Here is a 512-nt window from a genome sequence, read left to right on the forward strand (position 1 = left end):
GCAAAAGCGCATTCGGCCTATCGAGTATGAGCGCCACACAATAAGGGCCCTTTTCTAAGACTTGTTTCACTCCGTGCAGAAGCCATTTATACGGGTTGTCACCCAGTTCCAAAAAGCGCTGAAACGTAAACGCAACGTCCCGCGATGTCAGCGGCTGTCCATTATGAAATGACACACCTTTTCGAAGAAAAAATCTCCATTGTTTTTTTTCGACCTCTTCCCATCCATGAACCAAATGAGGCTTCGGCTCCTGCATATCCGAATCAAACGTGAAGAGTGTATCAAATATCTGTTTGACGAAATGGCCCTCAGACCGCAAAAATATTTGGCATGGATCCAAACTGCTGACAGATTCAGGTGTGATGAACAGCCGCAGGACATCCTTCGCCCCATTCTCGCCTGTCTCCGTCACAAATCCGAACACCTCTGAAAGCCACATGTTATATTCGTTTTGAAGCCCTGGAAACACGGACTGATACTGCTGAAGCAGCTCCTTTGCCTTTTTAAGCTTT

At 46.7% G+C, this 512-nt stretch carries 1 protein-coding gene; it reads right to left on the reverse strand.

Going from position 1 to position 512, the window contains the following annotated elements; translation table 11 throughout:
* Positions 1–512, reverse strand: a 512-nt coding sequence (locus ACWHAR_RS32265) for an ABC transporter substrate-binding protein (RefSeq protein ID WP_452089075.1), incomplete at both ends; no start/stop codon positions are given.

The organism is Bacillus sp. LR--39 (genome assembly GCF_053613335.1).